A 15,977-nucleotide genomic window follows, 5' to 3' on the forward strand; every position below is an offset into this window, starting at 1 on the left:
CGACCCTCACGTGAGGGGAGGATACCCACGAGTATCGGCCGGACGGGGGGCACGACGGGGTACGGATCCGGTCCCCCACGGGCCGTCGATCGCGAGCGGCGTGTACCCCGGCGGTCGTCCCCCGGTCCAGCTCCCGGATCGTCGCCCGTCGCCTCGTGTCGGCGCCTCAGAGGGGCTGGACGTCGGGCTCCGACCGAGGCAGGAGCTCGGCCGGGTCGACGTCGTCGCCGTCGGGGAAGCAGGCGCTGGTGGCGGCGAAGCTCGTCTTCGCGTCCGTGATGGTGACGAGCGTCAGGAAGCCGTCGTCGCGGGCGAGGAGCAGCTCGACGCTGCCGTCCGGCCGATCGGTGCGCACCACCTCGGCCCCGTACGGCTCCAGCGCTCCCCGGACCGCGGACTCCGAGGTGCCGGGGTCCCGCGCGGGCTGCTGCTCGAAGTACCCCGCGAACTGCTCGCCGCCGTCAGGGCACGAGCTGAGGTTGAGGTCCCAGCCGCCGAGCCACTCTCCGCCGACGGCCTCCCGCCCTGCGGCCACCGCGTCGACGATCTCGTTAGCCGACGACCGGGGCGTCGTCTCGAGCCGCTGACCGTCCACCGATCCGGCGCAGCCGCAGAACGCCGCGACGACCACCGCGGTGGCGATCCCCACCTGTGGTCGCAGCACGTGCACCCCTACTAGTCGTTGAAGCGGAACTCCACCACGTTCCGTCGCAGTTGAACCTATCGTCGACGACATGACCTCTCGCGCCTTGATCGGGCCCGCCCTCATAGCTCTCCTCATCCTCACCGGCTGCACCGCCGCAGACCAGACCCCGAGCGCGGGACGGTCTGCCACCGACGGACCGTCTGCGGACTGGACCGCGATGCCGAAGTCACCGCGCCCGACCGCTACGGAGGCCCGTAAGAGCGTGCCGGCACCAGCACCAGCACCAGTACCAGCACCTGCTCCGACGCCGACCCCCGAGACTTTCGTGACCAAGGTCGAGTTCCTGGGCTCCGGCTCGGCCACGGTCGTCTACAGCCGCGAAGGCACGACCAGCCAAGAGGACGTGACGCTCCCCTACGAGCACGTCTACCGCACTGGCGACTATGACCTGTCCGATCCCTACATGTCGGCGGGCACCGTCAGCTTGTCCGGCGGGAACGTTGGGTGCCGGATCACGGTCAACAATCGGGTCGTCCACGAGGTCCTGCCGAACCCGGCTCAGGTCTCAGCGTTGTGCGACACGAACCTATGAGCAAGCGCGTAGCCGTCTACCTCCGTCACCCCAAGGGAGATGACTACGGCATCCACCGCCAGCTAGAGCGCACCCGCTCGCGGGCCGAACTTCGAGGGTGGACGGTCGCAGGCGAGCACACCGACAATGACGCGTCCGTCACAGGGCGCGAGGTACGGGCACGGCCTGCGGCCGAATGCTGACCCACGCGGACGCCGGTCTCGTGAACGTCGTAGTCGCCGTGGACCTCGACCGCCTACTCCGCTCGACGCGCGACCTCAACACCCTCGTCGACCGGGGGCTCGCGGTCTCGATCGACATCGGAGTCTAGGAAAAGTCACTTATCATTCGTGCATGGCACAATGCACAGCCCCTCGTCAGGGTCACCGCACCGCTAGTGCACGGGCCGCTTGTCCTGCTTGTGGGGGCAGGGGGTCCTACCGCACGTCATACCCGTCATATCCGACGTACCCATCTTCGTCGCAGGGTCGGTCTTCCACGAGCAGCGGGGGCAGCCGAAGGACCTCGTCTGGCGGTGGCACTTCGCGCCGAACCAGGGCTGGCGGGACGGTTCCGTACACGCCCTCTGAGTGGCGAACGATTCAGCCTTACGCCGAGAAGGCTGTCGAGCAGGCCCGAGTCAATCCGGACCGACGGGACTTGTTCCTGTGCCACGCCTGGGACGACCGGCAAGGCAGCGCCGCCGAATTGAATACCCATCTCAAGACGAACGGTGCCACCGTGTGGTTCTCCGAGAATGACATCCCCCTCGGTTCCTTGATGCTTCGTGAGATCGATAAGGGCCTTCGCAACTCCCGTATCGGTATCGTGCTGGTGACTCCCGCGCTGCTCAAGAGCATCGAAAAGGAGGGCATCGCTGAGCGGGAACTGGCTGTCTTGCTGAACTCGAAGCGCGTCATCCCGGTGACTCACGGCGTCACGTATGAGCAGCTTCTCGACGTCAGCCCCATGCTGGCGTCCCACGCGGGTCTCGACACAGCGGAGTCGTCGCTTGATGGAGTGGCTGCGAAACTGGCCGCGGCTGCTGCCGCCCTCCCGGCCGTTTAGGACCGACGGAGTAAATCGACTGCGAGGAGTCAGGCCTCAATGGTTCAGTTGTTGAAGCGGAACTCCACCACGTCGCCGTCCTGCATGACGTACTCCTTGCCCTCGATGCGGGCCTTGCCGGCCGAGCGCGCCTCCGCGATGGAGCCGGTCTCGACGAGGTCCTCGAAGGAGATGACCTCCGCCTTGATGAAGCCCTTCTCGAAGTCGGTGTGGATCACGCCGGCCGCCTGTGGGGCCTTCCAGCCCTTGCCGATGGTCCAGGCGCGGGTCTCCTTCGGGCCTGCCGTGAGGTAGGTCTGCAAGCCGAGGGTCTCGAAGCCGATGCGGGCCAGCTGGTCGAGGCCCGACTCCTCCTGGCCGGTCGACGCGAGCAGCTCGGCCGCGTCGTCCGGGTCGAGGTCGATCAGCTCGGACTCGATCTTCGCGTCGAGGAAGACGGCCTCGGCCGGCGCCACGAGGGCGGCCAGCTCGGCCTTCTTCGTCTCGTCGGTGAGGATCGACTCGTCGACGTTGAAGACGTAGATGAAGGGCTTGGCGGTGAGCAGCCCGAGCTCGCGGATCGGCTCGAGGTCGATGCCCGACGCCGACAGGGCCTCGCCGCGCTGAAGGGCGTCGCGGGCGGCGACGGCGGTCTCGTGCGTGAGCGGCTCGACGCGCTTGAGGCGGAGCTCCTTCTCGTAGCGCACGATCGCCTTCTCGACGGTCTCGAGGTCGGCGAGGATCAGCTCGGTGTTGATGGTGCCCATGTCGCCCTCGGGGTCGACCCGGCCGTCGACGTGCACGACGTCCTCGTCGACGAAGCCGCGCACGACCTCGGCGATGGCGTCGGCCTCGCGGATGTTGGCGAGGAACTTGTTGCCGAGCCCCTCGCCCTCGCTCGCGCCCTTGACGATGCCGGCGATGTCGACGAACGACACCGGCGCGGGCAGCGTCTTCTCGCTGCCGAAGATGCCGGCGAGCACCTGGAGGCGCGGGTCGGGCAGGTTGACGATGCCGACGTTCGGCTCGATGGTCGCGAACGGGTAGTTCGCCGCCAGCACCTGGTTCTTGGTCAGGGCGTTGAACAGGGTGGACTTGCCGACGTTGGGCAGTCCGACGATCGCGATAGTGAGAGCCACGGTCAGCCATCGTACCGGCGCGGGGCCCGACGCACCGCCCGGAGCCGGGGAGGCGCGGGCCGGGCCGGCGACGTCGGGGGTGCGTGAGAGCATGGCCCGGTGCCCATCGACTTCACCGCGATCGACTTCGAGACCGCCAACGCGAGCAGCGCGTCGGCCTGTTCCGTCGGCCTCGTCAAGGTGCGCGACGGCGTCGTCGTCGACAAGGTCGGCTGGCTGATCAAGCCGCCCGCCGGCCACGACGCCTTCCTGGAGTGGAACACCCGCATCCACGGGATCGTCGCCGACGACGTCATCGGCGCCTTCGAGTGGGAGGAGCAGTTCGACCTCATCGCCGACTTCGCCGGCATCGACGTCTTCGTCGCCCACAACGCCGGGTTCGACATGGGCGTCATCCGCGCCGCCTGCCACGCCACGGGCATCCACCCGCCCGACTGGGCCTACCTCTGCAGCCTCCAGGTGGCGCGCAAGACGTACGCCCTCGACTCCTACCGGCTCCCGATGGCGGCCGCCGCCGCGGGCTTCACGGGCTTCTCGCACCACGACGCCCTCGCCGACGCCGAGGCCTGCGCGGCCATCGTGACCCACGCGGCCGCGGTGCACGGCGCCGACGACCTCCGGCAGCTGGCGGAGGCCTCCCGCGTGACGATGAAGCGGCTCACACCGCTGTCGGGGGCTGCTGCGACACTGCGGGCATGACCTCACCGATCGCCGTCGTGGCCCTCGTCGTCCTCTCCCTCGCCGTCGGCGTCGTGCTGGGCGTGCTGGCGACACGGGCCCGGTCGGCCGAGTCGTCGGCCCGGCTCTCCGCCGACCTCGCCGGCGCCCGCGCCACCGTCGAGGGGCACCGCGAGCGCCTCGCCGACCTCGACGAGCTGCACCGCCGCCAGTCCGCCGACCAGGAGGCGCGCCTCCGCGAGTTCCAGGACCGCCTGCGAGACGTCCGCATCGCCGAGGCCGAGCGCACCCGTTCCGAGGGCCAGGTCATGACGGCGCTCAGCCCGGTCGCGCAGAGCCTCGCGGCCGTCCAGGCCAAGGTCGCCGAGCTCGAAGAGCAGCGGGCCCACCAGTACGGCACCCTGAGCGAGCAGCTGCGCAGCGCCGTCGAGTCGGAGGAGCGCCTCCGGAGCACCGCGGAGTCGCTGGCGAGCGCCCTGCGCTCCAACAGCACCCGGGGCGTCTGGGGCGAGACCCAGCTGCGCAACGTCGTGCAGGCCGCGGGGCTCATCGAACGGGTCGACTTCGACCTGCAGTCGAGCATCAGCTCCGACGCCGGCCAGGGCCGGCCCGACATGGTGGTGCACCTGCCCGGCGGCAAGTCCATCGCCGTCGACGCCAAGGTGCCCTTCTCCGCCTACCTCGAGGCGAGCACCATCCCGGCCACCGCCTCCGGCGAGGAGGCGGCCCGCCGCGACCTGCTCGTCAAGCAGCACGTCAAAGCCCTCCGGGCGCACGTCGACGCCCTCTCGGCGAAGACGTACTGGGCGGGCCTCGACTCCTCCCCCGAGCTGGTCATCGCCTTCATCCCCAGCGAGTCGCTCGTCTCCTCGGCCCTCGAGGCCGACCCCGCCCTGATGGACTACGCGTTCCAGAAGCGGGTCGCCCTCGCCTCCCCCGTCACGCTGTGGTCGGTGCTCAAGACCGTCGCCTTCAGCTGGCAGCAAGACGTCGTGACCACCGAGGCGAAGGCGCTCTTCGACCTCAGCCGAGAGCTGCACGGCCGCCTCGCCACCATGGCCGGCCACGTCGACAAGCTCGGCCGCTCGCTGCGCGGGTCGGTCGTCGACTACAACCGCTTCGTCGGGTCGCTCGAGCGCACCGTCCTGCCGTCGGCCCGACGCCTCAGCGTGCTCGACGAGGCGACGGTGCTGGCGACCCCCGCGGTCGTCGAGGAGGTGCCCCGCGACCTCACCGCCCCCGAGCTGACGGCGGCGCTCGACGATGCCGAGCAGCGCGCCGGCCAGCCGCAGGACGAGCACGAGCACGAGCACGACAGCGTCTGATCACCCCGCGACCGGCGGCGTGGGGCAGACGGAGGGGCCGGGGCGAACACGTCGCCCCGGCCCCTCCGTCACTCGGTGACTAGGCGTTCTCGCCGTACCACTTCGAGACGAGGTGGTCGGCCTCGACGCGACGGATCGTGCCGGAGTGCGAGCGGAGCACGATGCTCGAGGTGCGGATCATGCCCTGCTTGCGCTTGACGCCCGCGACGAGCGCGCCGTCGGTGACGCCCGTGGCGACGAAGTAGGCGTTGTCGCCCTTGACCAGGTCGTCCTGGTCGAGCACGCGGGTGAGGTCGTGACCGGCGTCGATGGCCTTCTGGCGCTCGGCGTCGTCCTTCGGGGCGAGGCGGGTGAGGATGAGGCCGCCGAGCGCCTTCACGGCGCACGCCGTGATGATGCCCTCGGGGGTGCCGCCGATGCCGACGCACATGTCGATGCGCGAGTCGGGGCGGGCGGCGTTGATGCCGCCGGCGACGTCGCCGTCGAGCAGCAGGCGGGTGCCGGCGCCGGCGGCGTGGATCTGCTGGATGAGGTCGGCGTGGCGCGGGCGGTCGAGGACGGCCACCTGGACGTCCTCCACGGCCAGGCCCTTGGCCTCGGCCAGGGCACGGATGTTGTCGCCGATCGGGCGGTCGAGGTCGATCACGCCGATGCCCTCGGGGCCGGTGACGATCTTGTCCATGTAGAAGACGGCGCTGGGGTCGAACATGCTGCCACGGTCGCTGACCGCGATCACCGAAAGGGCGTTCATGCGGCCGGCGGCGGTGAGGCTCGTGCCGTCGATCGGGTCGACGGCGATGTCGCAGGCGGGGCCGAAGCCGTTGCCGACGTGCTCGCCGTTGAAGAGCATCGGCGCCTCGTCTTTCTCGCCCTCGCCGATGACGACGACGCCGTCGAAGGCGACGGTGCCGAGGAACTTGCGCATCGCGTCGACCGCGGCGCCGTCGGCGGCGTTCTTGTCGCCCTTGCCGATGAAGGGGGCCGAGCGGATCGCCGCCGCCTCGGTGGCCCTCACCAGCTCCATGCCGAGGTTGCGGTCAGGGTGCGAGTAGAGGTTCCCGGAGGACGAATCAGCCATTCCTCGAGTGTACTCGCCACGCCTTCCCCTCACGGCTGTCATGCGATATGTTCTCACCCGGCATGAGGCATGCATGCCCGACCGGAAGGCCTCCCTTGACCCCTCTCTCCTCTCCCCTCACCCGCGGGGTGACGGCAGCCGCCGTCGCCGCTGCGCTGATCGCGGCGGCCACCGTCCCCGCAGTCCCCGCCCGCGCCTCCTCACCGCCTCCCCCCGAGCCCGGGGGGCCGTCCACGACGGCCATGCCGAGCGAGCGCTCCGAGGTCTCCGCCGACGGGCTCCGGCTCAGCGTGGCGGTCTCGTCGGACGGCCTCGGGCGCTTCAGCGACGACGACCGGCCCGGCGGCGACAGCGGTCCGCGCAACGGCGTGGTCCGCACGGCCGACGCCGTCGTCTACGCCGTCACCGTCGGCACCTCGGAGGGGTCGGCCACGGGCGGGGTGCGCCTCACGGCCGCCGAGGGCACCAGCTGGGCCGGGGTCCCCGACGAGTGCTCGGCCGGCTCGGCCGTCGTCGGCGACGTGCTGAGCTGCGAGCTCGGCACGCTGACCGGCGGTGCCCGGACGGTCAGCGCCGTCGCGTCGGTCTCGACGGCGCTGCCGCACGCGGCCGTGCTCGAGGCCGGGGTCGAGGCCCACGCCGTCGGGCTGGAGCCGGTCGAGGTCACGGCGCCCGCCGTCACCGTCTCCGCCGCCCCGCGCTTCGACGTGTCGATGTCGCGCACCGTGCCGGCGTTCTCGCCGTCGCTCGGCGCCGACGGCACGACGCCCGGCTTCTCGATCGTCTACCCGCTGCAGGTGCACTGGGAGTCGCTCGTCGAGGGCGGCGGGCTGCTGGGCTACGAGCAGCTCGCCGACGGCATCACGCTCGTCGACGACGTGTCGCGCATGTACGGCTCGGCGCCGAGCCCCGCCGTGCTCCACTCGGTCGACGGCGCCCCGGCCTGCGGTGTGAACACCGGCCAGATCGCCGCCGCGCCGGGCGGCGTCGGCGGCGGCGAACGGGCGGTCGTCGACTCGGGCACCGTGACCTGCGAGCAGTCCGCCCCGGGCGAGCCCGTCTCGATCACCGTCAGGGGCACCGACACGAGCCTCGCCTCGGTGCCGACCCGCAGCGTCTCGGGCGGGCAGATCGCCGGCGGCGTGGTGCCCTACGTCGTCTCGGCCTACGTCAGCCTCTGGGTCCCGGCCCCGCCGCTCGGCCAGTCGTTCACGGCACGCAACACCTACCGCGACGTCTCCGCCACCTCGATCAGCGGCCGCGCGAACTACGACGGCGAGCCCGAGCCCGACCACGACAACTCCGTCGACCGGAACGTCAGCCAGAACGCCGGGGTCGGGGGCGTGACCCGGTACTACGGCTGGGACTCCGTGCGCTCCGCGTCGTTCCCCCTGTCGGGCAAGAACGACCTGCCGTACGTCACCCCGGCCCAGTCGATCCTCAGCAGCACGAGCCTCAACAACCGCGGCGTGGGCCCCTGGGGCGACACGGTCGTCTGCTCCGTCTTCGACAACACCGTCCAGACGCTGCGCGAGAACGCGCCCGGGTCGTGGGCGGCCAGCAACAGCGTGGGCACCACCGGCCGGCCGGAGTTCGCGGCCTTCGCCGGCGGCGACCAGGAGGCGGCCCGCGCCGCCACCTGCGACGACGACGACCGGGAGTGGCACGCCGACCCGCGTGACGTCGAGGGCGGCCCGGCAGCCGTCGGCGCCGTGCGATGGTCGTACGACCACCCGGCCACGACGACCATCGGCTTCAACGTGCACCTGACGGTCGCCCCGCGCCTCGAGAACGACACCCGCGTGCGGACCTTCTCCAGCATGCGCACGTCGAGCGACGGCGAGTGGACCCACGACCGCGCCGACGCGGAGAGCGCGAACGGCCCCTGGTCGGACTTCCTCACGACGACCAGCAACACCGCCCGGCTCACGAGCGCGGTCGTCGACCCCGGCCACGACGCCGGCGACACCCCCGACCAGAGCGCCTTCGTGACGGCGGGGGGCACGGTCCGCTACGCCCTGTACCCGTCCGTGACGAACGCCAGCGACGACCGGGTGGCCGAGGTCGTCACCGTGCGCGACGTCCTGCCCGCGGGCGCCGAGTTCGTCGCGGGGTCGAGCTCGCCGGAGCCGGTCGTCGACGAGGTCGAGGTCGACGGCGAGGCCCGACAGCGGCTGACCTGGCGGTTCGACCCGGTCGAGGTCAACACCCCGATCGCGCCGCTCGTGTTCGACGCCCGCTTCACGAGCACCCGCGCCGGGGTCGAGGCCCTGAACCGCGCGACGATCGAGTCGAGCCGTGACGTGTCGGCGCCGTCGTTCCGCACCTCCGACCGGGCGCTCCAGGTGCTGGCGGGCAGCGGCTTCGACACGGAGGAGACCGTCGACCTCCCCGTGCACGTCGTCGGCGACGAGGTCGTGTTCACGCTCTCGTACCGCAACGTCGGCTCCGAGGCGCTGCCCTCGAGCTCGCTGATCAGCACCCTGCCCCACCCGGGCGACGGCAGCACCACCGCCGCGACGCGGCCCCGGCTCGCCGCCCCGGTGGCGCCGGACGGCGACACCGAGACCGTCAGCTACACGCGCACCCCCTCCGCCGACGTCGACACCGACCCCGCCCACGAGTCGAACCAGCTTGGAGGCGCCACCACCTGGTGCCTCGAGGCCGAGCTCGGCCGGGACGGCTGCCCGGCGGGGCTCGACGACGTCACCGCCGTGCGCGTGCACCGCGACGGCCCCGTCGAGCGCGGCGGCTCGGTCGAGCACGAGCTCGTGCTGACCGGAGCTGACGACTCGACCGACTCCGAGCTCTGGGCGTCGAGCTTCGCCCTCCGGGTCGCCGGCATCGACTGGGCCACGACCTCGAACCGCGCCGGCACGCGGGTCGCCGCGGGCACGCTCGGCCACCTGGTCTGGAGCGACCTCGACGCGGACGGCGTCCGCGGCGACGACGAACCGGGTCGCCCCGGCCACCCCGTCCGCGTCACCGGCACGGACGACCGCGGCACCACCGTGTCGCGGGCCCTCGAGACCGACGCGCTCGGCCGCTGGTCGGCCACCGGCCTGCGCCCCGGCGACTACCGCGTCGACCTGGGCGAGGTGCCCGGCGGATGGACGACGCCCCGAGCCGGCGACGACCCCGAGCGCGACTCCGACGTCGACGCCGACGGGCAGGCCGTCGTGACGGTCAGCCGCGTGCTCGACTCCGGCGGCGCGCTCGTGGGCGTCTCGCGACACGACCACGTCGACGCGGGGGCGCTGGCCGACCCGGTCGAGCCGCCCGTCGTGGAGCCCCCGGTGGTCGACCCCCCGGTCGTGGAGCCGCCCGTGGTCGACCCGCCGAGCGACGAGAGCGACCCGGTGACCTCTCCTGAGGCCCCGGCGCAGGAACGCGCGACGGCCGAGGCCTCGGGGCACCGCACTGCCGTCCTGGCGTTCACCGGAGCACCGCTCGTGCTGGGCCTGACCGCGCTGGCCGCCCTGCTCGCCCTCGCCGCCGGGGGCGTCGTCCTCCTCGCCCGCCGACGCTCCGCGGAGCACGACGACAGCGCGGCGCGCCCCGTCTAGGGCGACCCGGCGGCGGGTCGGCACGCACCCGTGCCGCCCCGCCGCCGACGCCTCCCGGGCCTGGGCCGAGGCCGGGCCCGCTGACTAGGCTGGGCCGAGCAGAGCCGCACCCGCACCACCGAAGGAGAAGCCATGCCCGTCGCCACCCCCGAGCAGTACGCCGAGATGCTCGACCGAGCGAAGAAGAAGGGGTTCGCCTACCCCGCCGTCAACGTGTCGTCGTCGCAGACGATCAACGCGGTGCTCCAGGGCCTCACCGAGGCGGGCAGCGACGGCATCATCCAGGTGACGACCGGCGGTGCCGACTACTTCGCCGGCCACACCGTCAAGAACCGCGCCGCCGGGGCGATCGCCTTCGCGAAGTTCGCGACCGAGGTCGCCAAGAACTACCCGATCACGGTCGCGCTGCACACCGACCACTGCCCGAAGGACGCCCTGGACGGCTTCGTCCTGCCGCTGATCGCCGCCTCCGAGGAGGAGGTCAAGGCCGGCCGCAACCCGCTCTTCCAGTCGCACATGTGGGACGGCTCGGCCGTCCCCCTCGACGAGAACATCTCCATCGCGGAGGAGATGCTGAAGCGCACGGCCGCCATCAACGCCATCCTCGAGGTCGAGATCGGCGTCGTCGGCGGCGAGGAGGACGGCGTGCAGCACGAGGGGACGAACGACGCCCTCTACACGACCGTGGGCGACGTGACCCGCGTCGTCGAGGCGCTCGGCCTGGGCGAGAAGGGCCGCTACATCGCCGCCCTCACCTTCGGCAACGTGCACGGGGTCTACAAGCCCGGCAACGTCAAGCTCCGCCCCGAGCTGCTCGGCGAGATCCAGCAGGGCATCCAGGAGCGCTTCGGCACCGCCGAGAAGCCCCTCGAGCTCGTCTTCCACGGCGGCTCGGGCTCGTCCGACGCCGAGATCTCCGAGGCCGTCTCGAACGGCGTCGTCAAGATGAACCTCGACACCGACACGCAGTACGCCTTCAGCCGGTCGATCGCCGACACCGTGCTCAAGAACTACGACGGGTTCATCAAGGCCGACGGCGAGGTCGGCAACAAGAAGCAGTACGACCCTCGCGCCTGGGGCAAGGTCGCCGAGTCGGCCATGGCGGCCCGGGTCGTCGAGGCCACGCGCCAGCTGGGGTCGTTCGGCCAGTCCGGGAGCTGACCCGCGACTCCCCCGTGACGTCACGACGCCCCGTCGGCTCAGGCCGGCGGGGCGTCGTCACGTCCGCGCCCCGGGTCGACCGGGGCGGAGCGGTCAGGGCCGGCTGCCCGCGTCCATGACCGACTGCACGAAGGCGGCGTCGCCGAGCACCACCGAGAAGACGGCGACGAGCTGCACGGCGGTCACGAACACGCCCGCGGCGAGCGGCACGAAGAACGAGAGACGGCCGGCGCGCAGTCGACGCAGGGACCACCAGAGCATCGCGACGAAGACGACCAGCGAGGTCACCGCGATCACGGCGCCCGCCGTCTGCAGCCCTGCCTGCGACGTGAACGTGTCGACGTCGTAGCCGCTGCGCCGGAGCAGGTCGAGCAGGGTCGCCGAGAAGTTCGGCACCAGCACGACGTTGCCCACCACGTTGTAGACGGCGAGGCCGATCAGCGCCAGCGTCGCGACTCGGTCGAAACGACGCCCCGTGCTCAGGGCCGCGGGAGTCGCGGAGCCGGCCGTCGGGGCGTCCTGCGTCGCCGGGGCTCCGCCCGGTCGTGCCTCCACGGCTCGGGCGTCAGCCGCCTTCGCGGCGAGCTCGGCCTCGCGCGCCGCGGCCGCGTCGGCGACGGGGCTGACCCAGCCCTCGGGCGCGTACTCGCCGTACCGCGGGCGGGGACGGGCGTCGCGGGGAGCCGACGACTCGTCGGTCATCGGGTCCGTCCGCCGAGGGCCCGGCTGTCGACGGCGCCGGTGGAGTCGGTGCGGAGCTCCTTGGGGAGCGAGAACATGAGGTCCTCGTGGGCCGTGACGACCTCGGAGACGTCGAGGTAGCCCGCGTCGGCCAGGTCGTCGAGGACCTCCTTGACGAGCACCTCGGGCACCGACGCGCCGGAGGTGACGCCGACGGTCTCGACGCCGTCGAGCCACTCCTGCTTGATCTCGCTCGAGTAGTCGACGCGGTACGCGGCCTTGGCCCCGTGCTCGAGGGCGACCTCGACGAGGCGCACGCTGTTCGAGCTGTTGGCCGAGCCCACGACGATGACGAGGTCGGCCTCGACCGAGACCTTCTTGATGGCGACCTGGCGGTTCTGCGTGGCGTAGCAGATGTCGTCGCTCGGGGGGTTCTGGATGGAGGGGAAGCGCTCACGCAGGCGGCGCACGGTCTCCATGGTCTCGTCGACGCTGAGGGTGGTCTGCGACAGCCAGACGAGGTTCTCGGGGTCGTCGACGACGAGGTCATCGACCTCGTCGGGGTTCTGCACGAGCGTCGTCCGGTCGGCGGCGTGGCCCATCGTGCCCTCGACCTCCTCGTGGCCGGCGTGGCCGATGAGGATGATGTGGCGGCCCTGCGACCCGAAGCGGACCGCCTCGCGGTGCACCTTCGTGACGAGGGGGCAGGTGGCGTCGATGGCCTGCAGGCCGCGGTCTGCCGCGCCCTGCACCACCGCCGGCGAGACGCCGTGGGCACTGAAGACGACGTGCGACCCCTCGGGGACCTCCTCGACCTCGTCGACGAAGATCGCGCCCTGGCTCTCGAGCGTCGAGACGACGTGGACGTTGTGGACGATCTGCTTGCGGACGTAGACCGGCGAGCCGTAGTGCTCGAGGGCCTTCTCGACGGCGATCACGGCGCGGTCCACGCCGGCGCAGTAGCCGCGGGGAGCGGCCAGCAGCACGCGCTTGCGTCCGGCGACGGGGGTGTCCCGTAGCCTGTTGCGCACGGCGGGCACGCGGGGGGTCGGGAGGTCGACGGCGAGCGCGCCGTTCGTGATGTGGGCCACCAGGAGAGTGTAAGGCGCTCGACTGCCGACCCACTGGGAGCGGGGCACGCCCCGCGCCGCCGACCGAGCACCGACCACCACCCACGACCACCGGGAGCAGCATGACCATCGTCACCCCGCCGCCGACCGCCGAGGCCCCCTGGCCCGTGGGGCTGCTCGCCGCCAAGGTGCGCGACTGGATCGACCGCCTCGGCACGGCGTGGGTCGAGGGCGAGATCACGCAGTGGAACGTCTCGGGGGGCAACGTCTACGGCAAGCTCAAGGACCTCGAGCAGGACGCCACGATCTCGTTCTCGATCTGGTCGAGCGTGAAGTCGCGGGTGCCGGCCGACCTCAAGCAGGGCGACCGCGTCATCGCCGCGGTGAAGCCGAACTACTGGGTCAAGGGCGGCTCGCTCACCATGCAGGTGTTCGACATGCGCCACGTCGGGCTCGGCGACCTGCTCGAACGACTCGAGCGGCTCCGGCGCCAGCTCACCTCGGAGGGGCTCTTCGGCGCCGACCGCAAGCGCCCCCTGCCCTTCCTGCCGCAGTGCATCGGCCTGGTGACCGGCCGCGACAGCGACGCCGAGAAGGACGTCCTCCGCAACGCGCAGCTGCGCTGGCCGTCGGTCGCCTTCCGGGTCGTGCACGCCGCGGTGCAGGGCGACCGGATGGTGGGCGAGGTGACCGCGGCCGTGCAGCAGCTCGACGCCGACCCCGAAGTCGACGTGATCATCGTCGCGCGCGGCGGCGGCGACTTCCAGAACCTCCTCGGCTTCAGCGACGAGGGCCTGGTGCGCGCCGTGGCGGCGTGCACGACGCCCGTGGTCAGCGCCATCGGGCACGAGGCCGACCGGCCGCTGCTCGACGACGTCGCCGACCTCCGCGCCTCGACGCCGACCGACGCCGCGAAGCGCGTCGTGCCCGACGTGTCGGAAGAGCTCCAGCGCGTGCAGCAGGCCCGCACCCGCATCGGCCAGCGGCTCACCTCGCTGGTCTCGACCGAGATCGACCGGCTCGAGCAGCTCCGCAGCCGCCCGGTGCTCGCCTCGCCCCAGACCCTGGTCGACGTCCGCGCCGACGAGGTCGTGCGGGCCGTGGCCCGCGGCGAGGAGCTGCTCGCCCGGGCGGTCGAGCGCGCCCACACGCGCGTCTCCGAGCTGACCGCGCAGCTGCGGGCGCTGTCGCCCCAGGGCACCCTGCGGCGCGGCTACTCGATCGTGCAGCTGCCGGGCGGCGGCGTGCTGCGGGAGCCCGACGACGCACCGGCCGGGGTCGAGCTCGTCGTCACCCTCGAGGGAGGCGCGGTGGGGGCCGTCAGCACCGGCGCCTCCTCCCCAGGCCGGTCGCCCTCCCCCGCCGGCGCGGGCCAGGGCCCCGTCGTCAGCTCTGCTCGGTAGCATGGTGCCCGTGACCACGACCCCCTCCGACTCCCCCGCGGCCAGCGCCGACTCCGCTCCCGACGTCTCGTCGCTGAGCTACGAGCAGGCCCGCGACGAGCTCGTGCGCGTCGTCGCCGAGCTGGAGCAGGGCGGGTCCACCCTCGAGCGGTCGCTGGCCCTGTGGGAGAGGGGCGAGGCCCTGGCCCGCCGCTGCGAGGAGTGGCTGATGGGCGCCCGAGAGCGCCTCGAGGCCGCTCGCCGCCAGGTGAGCGCCGAATGAGCGGCACCGGCCGGGGGCGTCGCCCGAAGGAGCCCCGTGTCGTCGCCGAGCTCGGCCGCCCCGAGACGCCCGACGAGACGGCCCGGCGCAAGGCCGAGAACACCCGCAAGCACTACGCCAACCAGACGGCGAAGAACCTCACGCTCTCCATCCTCGCGTCGCTCGGCATCGTGCTGTTCCTCGTGCTCGTGGTCGTCCGCCCCGGCGGCACCGTGAACCGCCAGGTGATCGACTACCGCAGCGTCGCCGAGCAGTCGGAGGCCAGCGTCGACGTGCCGCTCGCCGCCCCCGCGCTGCCCGACGGCTGGTCGTCGAACCGTGCCGAGATCGACACGGGCACGGCCGACGGCGTCTCGACCTGGTACGTCGGCCTGATCACCCCCGCCGACCAGTTCATCGCCCTCGAGCAGGGCATCGACGCCAACGACACCTGGGTGAGCGCCGCCGTGCAGACGGCCGTGCCGAACGGCACCACGACGATCGGCGGGCTCGACTGGCTCGTCTACGACCAGCGCGACGCCGACGACCCCGGCAACTACGCCTACAGCCTGACGACCACCGTCGACCGCAGCTCCTACGTGCTGCACGGCACGGCCGACGACACCGAGTTCGAGACGCTGGCGACCGCCCTCGCCGAGCAGATCGCCGACGAGACGAGCACCCGATCGTGACCTCCCCCGAGACCACCGCCGCCCCCTCGGCCCCCGAGCACCTGACCCCCGGCCAGGCCTGGCAGCGCATGGCCGACGGCAACGACCGCTTCGTCGCGAACAGCCCCGAGCACCCCCACCAAGACAGCGACCGGCGGTCGCTGCTCGCCGGCGGCCAGGAGCCCGTCGCCGCCCTCTTCGGCTGCGCCGACTCGCGCCTCGCGGCCGAGATCATCTTCGACGTCGGCCTCGGCGACCTCTTCGTCGTGCGGAACGCCGGCCAGGTCGTCGGCGACACCGTGATCGCCTCCCTCGAGTACGCGGTCTCGGTGCTCAACGTGCCGCTCATCGTCGTGCTGGGGCACGACAGCTGCGGCGCCGTCGCGACGGCCATCGAGTCGATGACCTCCACCGCGCCTCCCGGGTCGCGGTTCCTCGGCGACCTCGTCGACATGATCGTGCCGTCGGTGCGCCGCGCCACGATCGACCTCGAGCCCGGGGCCGTGCTCGACCCCCGCTCGGTCGGCAAGCTGCACATCGAGGCATCCGTCGAGACGCTGGTCGGCCGCTCGGCCCTGGTCGCGACGGCGATCGCGGAGGGGCGGCTGGCCGTCGTCGGGGCGAACTACGACCTCGCGAACGGCCGCGTCGACCGCTCGGTCGTCATCGGCCGACTCTGAGACCACCCCCGGCGAGCCGG

At 72.2% G+C, this 15,977-nt stretch carries 15 protein-coding genes; 10 read left to right on the forward strand and 5 right to left on the reverse strand.

Annotated features, from left to right (window positions below; genetic code table 11):
- Positions 1–166: 166 nt before the first annotated feature.
- Positions 167–664, reverse strand: a complete 498-nt coding sequence (locus JOE43_RS14545; protein ID WP_209518686.1) for a hypothetical protein — start codon at positions 662–664, stop codon at positions 167–169.
- A gap of 307 nt (positions 665–971) precedes the next feature.
- On the opposite strand from JOE43_RS14545, the gene JOE43_RS14550 reads away from it, so the two are divergent.
- Positions 972–1,238: a hypothetical protein gene (locus JOE43_RS14550; protein WP_209518688.1), complete on the forward strand. Its 267-nt coding sequence runs from the start codon at positions 972–974 to the stop codon at positions 1,236–1,238.
- A 639-nt stretch (positions 1,239–1,877) separates the two neighbouring features.
- Positions 1,878–2,285, forward strand: coding sequence for a toll/interleukin-1 receptor domain-containing protein (locus tag JOE43_RS15755; RefSeq protein ID WP_245187167.1), 408 nt, complete (start codon positions 1,878–1,880; stop codon positions 2,283–2,285).
- A 44-nt stretch (positions 2,286–2,329) separates the two neighbouring features.
- On the opposite strand, the gene ychF is transcribed toward JOE43_RS15755, so the two are convergent.
- Positions 2,330–3,403 carry a redox-regulated ATPase YchF gene (ychF, locus tag JOE43_RS14560; RefSeq protein WP_167259846.1) on the reverse strand — a complete coding sequence of 358 codons (1,074 nt, stop codon included), beginning with the start codon at positions 3,401–3,403 and terminating at the stop codon, positions 2,330–2,332.
- Between the two features lie 99 nt (positions 3,404–3,502).
- Here ychF and JOE43_RS14565 point away from each other — a divergent pair, with 99 nt between their 5' ends.
- Complete coding sequence (locus tag JOE43_RS14565; RefSeq protein ID WP_167259848.1) at positions 3,503–4,102, forward strand: exonuclease domain-containing protein; 600 nt, start codon at positions 3,503–3,505, stop codon at positions 4,100–4,102.
- Positions 4,099–5,406 carry a DNA recombination protein RmuC gene (rmuC, locus tag JOE43_RS14570; RefSeq protein ID WP_209518692.1) on the forward strand — a complete coding sequence of 436 codons (1,308 nt, stop codon included), beginning with the start codon at positions 4,099–4,101 and terminating at the stop codon, positions 5,404–5,406. Before JOE43_RS14565 ends, rmuC begins: the two co-directional genes overlap by 4 nt.
- Before the next feature lie 79 nt (positions 5,407–5,485).
- Here rmuC and glpX read toward each other — a convergent pair whose 3' ends face one another.
- Positions 5,486–6,484, reverse strand: a complete 999-nt coding sequence (glpX, locus tag JOE43_RS14575) for a class II fructose-bisphosphatase (RefSeq protein WP_056056650.1) — start codon at positions 6,482–6,484, stop codon at positions 5,486–5,488.
- A 95-nt stretch (positions 6,485–6,579) separates the two neighbouring features.
- Between glpX and JOE43_RS14580 the strand changes: the two genes are divergently transcribed.
- The gene (locus tag JOE43_RS14580; protein ID WP_209518694.1) at positions 6,580–10,050 is read left to right on the forward strand and encodes an SdrD B-like domain-containing protein; all 3,471 of its coding nucleotides are present in this window, start codon (positions 6,580–6,582) and stop codon (positions 10,048–10,050) included.
- A gap of 132 nt (positions 10,051–10,182) precedes the next feature.
- Entirely contained in the window at positions 10,183–11,211 is a 1,029-nt protein-coding gene (gene fbaA, locus JOE43_RS14585) for a class II fructose-bisphosphate aldolase (protein ID WP_056056655.1), read from the forward strand.
- 93 nt (positions 11,212–11,304) lie between these two features.
- On the opposite strand, the gene JOE43_RS14590 is transcribed toward fbaA, so the two are convergent.
- Positions 11,305–11,913, reverse strand: a complete 609-nt coding sequence (locus JOE43_RS14590) for a DUF6264 family protein (protein ID WP_209518696.1) — start codon at positions 11,911–11,913, stop codon at positions 11,305–11,307.
- The gene (locus tag JOE43_RS14595) at positions 11,910–12,983 is read right to left on the reverse strand and encodes a 4-hydroxy-3-methylbut-2-enyl diphosphate reductase (protein ID WP_167259856.1); all 1,074 of its coding nucleotides are present in this window, start codon (positions 12,981–12,983) and stop codon (positions 11,910–11,912) included. The genes JOE43_RS14590 and JOE43_RS14595 overlap by 4 nt, the downstream gene beginning before the upstream one ends.
- Before the next feature lie 101 nt (positions 12,984–13,084).
- Here JOE43_RS14595 and xseA point away from each other — a divergent pair, with 101 nt between their 5' ends.
- Genes xseA through JOE43_RS14615 form a run of 4 tightly spaced genes read left to right on the forward strand, consistent with a single transcriptional unit; the run spans position 13,085 to position 15,957 of the window.
- Positions 13,085–14,365: an exodeoxyribonuclease VII large subunit gene (xseA, locus tag JOE43_RS14600; protein ID WP_209518699.1), complete on the forward strand. Its 1,281-nt coding sequence runs from the start codon at positions 13,085–13,087 to the stop codon at positions 14,363–14,365.
- Position 14,366: 1 nt separating this feature from the next.
- The gene (locus JOE43_RS14605) at positions 14,367–14,627 is read left to right on the forward strand and encodes an exodeoxyribonuclease VII small subunit (protein ID WP_209518701.1); all 261 of its coding nucleotides are present in this window, start codon (positions 14,367–14,369) and stop codon (positions 14,625–14,627) included.
- Positions 14,624–15,298 (forward strand): DUF4245 domain-containing protein, encoded by a 675-nt coding sequence (locus JOE43_RS14610; protein WP_209518703.1) that lies wholly within the window; start codon positions 14,624–14,626, stop codon positions 15,296–15,298. Before JOE43_RS14605 ends, JOE43_RS14610 begins: the two co-directional genes overlap by 4 nt.
- Positions 15,295–15,957: a carbonic anhydrase gene (locus JOE43_RS14615; protein WP_307803393.1), complete on the forward strand. Its 663-nt coding sequence runs from the start codon at positions 15,295–15,297 to the stop codon at positions 15,955–15,957. The genes JOE43_RS14610 and JOE43_RS14615 overlap by 4 nt, the downstream gene beginning before the upstream one ends.
- Positions 15,958–15,977: the final 20 nt, after the last annotated feature.

Origin of the sequence: Frigoribacterium sp. PvP121 (assembly GCF_017833115.1) — a bacterium.
Lineage (GTDB): Bacteria > Actinomycetota > Actinomycetes > Actinomycetales > Microbacteriaceae > Frigoribacterium > Frigoribacterium endophyticum.